Genomic DNA, 3977 nt, shown 5'->3' with positions numbered 1-3977 from the left:
GCTTCAGGCGCACAACGCCGTTCACGTGGACCTGGGAGGCGTCGATCATCTGTTGCAGCATCAGACGCTCCGGGCTCCACCAGTAACCGGTGTAGATCAGGCTGGCGTACTTGGGCATCAGCTCGTCTTTGAGGTGAGCCACTTCGCGATCCAGGGTGATCGACTCAATGGCGCGGTGGGCGCGCAGCATGATGGTGCCACCTGGGGTTTCGTAGCAGCCACGGGACTTCATGCCCACGTAACGGTTCTCGACGATATCGAGACGGCCGATACCGTGCTCGCCACCGATACGGTTCAGGGTCGCCAGCACGGTGGCCGGGGTCATTTCGACGCCATCCAGTGCAACGATGTCGCCGTTACGGTAGGTCAGTTCCAGGTACTGGGCCTTGTCTGGAGCGTTCTCCGGGGAGACGGTCCATTTCCACATGTCTTCTTCGTGCTCGGTCCAGGTGTCTTCCAGCACGCCACCTTCATAGGAGATGTGCAGCAAGTTGGCGTCCATCGAGTACGGGGACTTCTTCTTGCCGTGACGCTCGATCGGGATTGCGTGCTTTTCAGCGTAATCCATCAGCTTTTCACGGGACAGCAGGTCCCATTCACGCCAAGGAGCAATCACTTTCACGCCTGGCTTGAGGGCGTAGGCGCCCAGTTCGAAACGCACCTGGTCGTTGCCCTTGCCGGTAGCGCCATGGGAAATGGCGTCGGCGCCGGTTTCGTTGGCAATTTCGATCAGGCGTTTGGCGATCAGCGGACGCGCGATGGAAGTACCCAGCAGGTACTCGCCTTCGTAGACGGTGTTGGCGCGAAACATCGGGAAGACGAAATCGCGGACGAATTCTTCGCGCAGGTCGTCAATGTAGATCTCTTTCACGCCCATGGCTTGCGCCTTGGCACGTGCAGGTTCGACCTCTTCGCCCTGACCCAGGTCAGCGGTGAAGGTCACCACTTCACAGTTATAAGTATCCTGCAGCCACTTGAGGATCACCGAAGTGTCCAGGCCGCCGGAATACGCGAGAACGACCTTGTTTACGTCGGCCATGCCATCACTCCACGGGGTTGTACGGAAAGCCGTCGATTCTACCGACCAAAACCGTGAATTTACAGAGGCGCGACAGCAAATGAAGATAAAGCGACAGATTATGTCGAGTGGGCGACCGATGGTCGCACCTTATGACGTGTGTGCCGCACTGCTCGGGCCAGTGGCCTGGGGTGCCGGTTTTTCGGGGGCAGCCACGCGTTCGAGCTGAATATTCACGCGGCGATTGCGGGCGCGGTTGGCGGCATTGGTATTGGGCGCCAGTGGGTAACTTTCACCGTGAAAACGCAGGGTGATCTGCGATTCCTGAATGCCATTGGCCTTGAAGTAGTCCATCACCGCCAGGGCACGACGGCGCGAGACGTCACGGTTGGTCAGGCGGTTACCGCTGTTGTCGGAATGACCATTGAGCTCGACGTGATTAACCGTCGGGTCGGCTTTCATGAACGCGAGTATCACGTCCAGCTTTTTCTTGGCAGCGGCGTCCAACTCGATACCGCCACCGGGGAAGCCGACTTCAGTCTGTTTGACCTGATCGTAATTCATCGGCAACAGCTTGGTGGTGCACAGTTGATAGTCGTTGAAGGCCTTGTTGAACTTCACCGGCAACAGGCGGATTTCCGAGTAGCCGCCCTCACGCCCGTAATGCCGCACGGTGGGGCTGCGCCCTTCGAGCAAGCCGGTGAACAAACGCCCGGCCTGGGCCTGGGAGCTGTTGAACAGCACATCACCACTGCCGAGACGCACGGCGCCCAGGTTGATATCACCACGGCCGGGCTGCCAGGGTGCAGCCGCCGCCAACAAGGTCGCCGAGCCTGCACCGAGCGCGCCGCTGTAGGCTTTCAGGCGAAATGTCGCCTGCTCGCCAGCCCGGCGCACGAACTCACCCGAGCCGAAATCGGTGATCGGCTGGGTCAGGCGGCACTCGAACTGGTCGCCTTCCACCTTCCACTCAATATTTTCCAGACGTGTCTGGAATGTGAGTGCCATCGCAGGCAGGCTGGCGAACACACTGAGCAGGGCTAGATAATGCTGGCGCACGGGAGGCTCCACTGGTTTCTACAACACTTCAAAGCGTCATACGTCGTTAAGGCATACCCAGGGATATCGGACACGTGCGGCAAAACTTGATAGCGAGTGCCTGCAAGAGTCTTTTCCGGTAGCATTCCCACCAGATTGACCCGCCTGGAATCCCCAATGTCCGACCGCCTGACCCTGCTGCGTCCCGACGACTGGCATATTCATCTTCGCGATGGTGCTGCGTTACCCCAAACCGTGGCCGATGTAGCGCGCACGTTTGGCCGCGCGATTATCATGCCTAACCTGGTACCTCCGGTGCGTAATGCCGAGCAAGCCGATGCCTATCGCCAGCGTATCCTCGCTGCGCGCCCGGCCGGCAGCCGCTTCGAACCGTTGATGGTGCTCTACCTCACCGACCGTACCCAGCCTGCCGAAATCCGCGAGGCCAAGGCCAGCGGTTTTGTGTACGCCGCCAAGTTGTACCCGGCGGGCGCGACCACAAACTCCGACTCCGGCGTGACCAGTATCGACAAGATCCTGCCGGCAATCGAAGCCATGGCTGAAGTCGGCATGCCGCTGCTGATCCACGGTGAAGTCACCCGTGGCGATGTGGATGTGTTTGATCGTGAAAAGATCTTCATCGACGAGCATATGCGCCGCGTGGTCGAGCTGTTCCCGACCCTCAAGGTCGTGTTCGAACACATCACCACCGCCGACGCCGTGCAGTTCGTCAACGAGGCTTCGGCCAATGTCGGCGCGACCATCACCGCGCATCACCTGCTCTACAACCGCAACCACATGCTGGTGGGCGGGATTCGGCCGCACTTCTATTGCCTGCCGATCCTCAAGCGCAACACCCACCAGGTAGCCCTGCTGGACGCCGCTACCAGCGGCAGCCCGAAGTTCTTCCTCGGCACCGACTCGGCGCCCCACGCCCAGCACGCCAAAGAAGCTGCGTGCGGCTGTGCCGGTTGCTACACCGCGTATGCCGCCATCGAGCTGTATGCCGAAGCGTTTGAACAGCGCAACGCCCTGGACAAGCTCGAAGCCTTCGCCAGCCTCAACGGCGCGCGCTTCTACGGCCTGCCGGCGAATACCGACCGCATTACCCTGGTTCGTGAAGACTGGACCGCCCCTGCCAGCCTGCCGTTTGGCGAGCTGACTGTTATCCCGCTGCGCGCCGGTGAAACACTGCGCTGGCGCCTGCTGGAGGAAAGCAAGTGAGTGAAGACCATTACGACGACGAACACGAGCACAGTGGTGGCGGCTCCCGCCACCCGATGGCCGAGCGGTTTCGCGGTTATCTGCCGGTTGTCATCGACGTAGAAACCGGTGGTTTCAACTGCGCCACCGACGCATTGCTGGAAATCGCCGCGACCACTATCGGCATGGATGAACAGGGTTTTGTGTTCCCGGAACACACCCACTTCTTCCGTGTGGAGCCGTTTGAAGGCGCGAATATCGAAGCTGCAGCCCTGGAGTTCACCGGCATCAAGCTCGATCACCCACTGCGCATGGCCGTGAGTGAAGAAGCGGCGCTGACCGATATCTTCCGTGGTGTGCGTAAAGCGTTGAAGGCCAATGGCTGCAAACGCGCGATCCTGGTGGGCCATAACAGCAGCTTCGACCTGGGCTTCCTGAATGCTGCCGTGACGCGGTTGGACATGAAGCGCAACCCGTTTCACCCGTTCTCCAGCTTTGACACCGCCACGCTTGCGGGCCTGGCTTACGGCCAGACCGTGCTGGCAAAGGCCTGCCAGGCGGCCGGTATCGACTTTGACGGTCGTGAGGCCCACTCGGCCCGCTACGACACCGAGAAGACTGCCGAGCTGTTCTGCGGCATCGTCAATCGGTGGAAGCAAATGGGCGGCTGGGAAGACTTCAACGACTGAGGCTGACGCCTTTGTGGTTGTGGCGAGGG

4 protein-coding genes are annotated in these 3977 nt (G+C 60.4%); 2 read left to right on the top strand and 2 right to left on the bottom strand.

From position 1 onward, the window contains the following. The coding region (locus FEM54_RS26470) for an argininosuccinate synthase (protein WP_138453648.1) at nt 1-1039 on the bottom strand (1039 nt) is incomplete at its 3' end. Nucleotides 1040-1168: 129 nt separating this feature from the next. After that, complete coding sequence (locus tag FEM54_RS26465; protein WP_138453647.1) at nt 1169-2077, bottom strand: flagellar protein MotY; 909 nt, start codon at nt 2075-2077, stop codon at nt 1169-1171. 156 nt (nt 2078-2233) lie between these two features. Between FEM54_RS26465 and pyrC the strand changes: the two genes are divergently transcribed. Further along, a complete protein-coding gene (pyrC, locus tag FEM54_RS26460) occupies nt 2234-3280 on the top strand; it encodes a dihydroorotase (RefSeq protein ID WP_138453646.1) in 1047 nt (348 codons plus the stop codon). Further along, on the top strand, nt 3277-3948 hold the full coding sequence (gene rnt / locus FEM54_RS26455) for a ribonuclease T (protein WP_017137041.1): 672 nt from the start codon (nt 3277-3279) through the stop codon (nt 3946-3948). The genes pyrC and rnt overlap by 4 nt, the downstream gene beginning before the upstream one ends. Nucleotides 3949-3977 lie beyond the last annotated feature (29 nt).

It is taken from the genome of Pseudomonas edaphica (assembly GCF_005863185.1).
GTDB lineage: Bacteria > Pseudomonadota > Gammaproteobacteria > Pseudomonadales > Pseudomonadaceae > Aquipseudomonas > Aquipseudomonas edaphica.
This window is presented reverse-complemented; position numbering and strand designations above follow the sequence as displayed.

Coding starts and splice junctions, on each gene's coding strand:
- pyrC (WP_138453646.1), top strand. CDS start 2,234: ATGTCCGACCGCCTGACCCTGCTGCGTCCCGACGACTGGCATATTCAT.